The organism is Dietzia sp. DQ12-76, from assembly GCF_014145045.1.
GTDB lineage: Bacteria > Actinomycetota > Actinomycetes > Mycobacteriales > Mycobacteriaceae > Dietzia.
This window is the reverse complement of the sequence record NZ_JAALDV010000486.1, coordinates 1-1,022: the sequence shown is the minus strand read 5'-3', so window position 1 is coordinate 1,022 and position 1,022 is coordinate 1. Positions and strand designations below refer to the sequence as shown.

Annotated in this window: 1 protein-coding gene; it reads right to left on the bottom strand. The window is 72.7% G+C overall.

The window, feature by feature from the left end; translation table 11 throughout:
* A partial coding sequence (locus G6019_RS15280) for a uroporphyrinogen-III synthase (RefSeq protein WP_182627950.1) occupies nt 1-1,022 on the bottom strand: 1,022 nt, incomplete at both ends.

Genomic DNA, 1,022 nt, shown 5'->3' with positions numbered 1-1,022 from the left:
GGGGGAGGCAGCTCGCCCGCGTCACGCAGCTGGTCGGCGTGCGCGGCGAGCGCGTCCACCAGGTCCAGCACCGACGCGTTGTCCGGCTGCACGTCCACGCGCAACCCGAACTCGGCGGCGGTCTCGGCGGTCCGCGGACCGATGCACGCGATCAGTGTCCGGGCGTGCGGCTTGCCGGCGATCCCCACCAGGTTGCGGACCGTGGAGGAGCTGGTGAAGCACACGGCGTCGAACCCGCCGCTCTTGATCATCTCGCGGATCTCCGCCGCCGGAGGGGCCGCGCGGACCGTGCGGTACGCGGTGACGTCCTCGATCTCCCAGCCGCGGCCGGTCAGACCCTCGGCGAGGGTCTCGGTCGCGATGTCGGCGCGCGGCAACAGGACCCGGTTGACGGGGTCCAGGATGTCGTCGTACGGCGGGAAGACCTCGAGCAGACCCAGGCTGGACTGCTCGCCGGAGGGCAGAAGCTCGGGCTGGATGCCCAGCTCGCGGACCCGTTCCGCGGTGCCCTCGCCCACGCAGGCGATCTTCACACCGGAGAACGCGCGCGCGTCGAGGCCGAACTCGCAGAACTTCTCCCACACCGCGCGGACCGCGTTGGAGGAGGTGAAGACGACCCACTGGTAGCGGCCGTCGACGAGGCCCTTGACGGCCCGCTCCATCTGGGCGGGGCTGCGGGGCGGCTCGACCGCGATGGTGGGGACCTCCACCGGCACGGCACCGTGCTCGGCGATGCGCTGGCTCATCTCGGCGGACTGAGCCTTGGTCCGGGGCACCAGCACGTTCCAGCCGAACATGGCCCGCGACTCCCACCACTGGTGGCGATGGCGTTCGCCGGCGGACTTGCCGATGGTCACCACGAGGTCGCCGTCCATCTCGCGACCGACCTCGGCCATGGTGGCCAGGGTGCCGTCGGCGGACTTCTGCGCGCAGAGCGAACCGGCGCAGGTCACGGTGACCGGGGTCCCGGCCCCGAGGCCCTGCTCGGCCAGCCCCGACGCGGCCTCGGCGAGGTGCCGGCC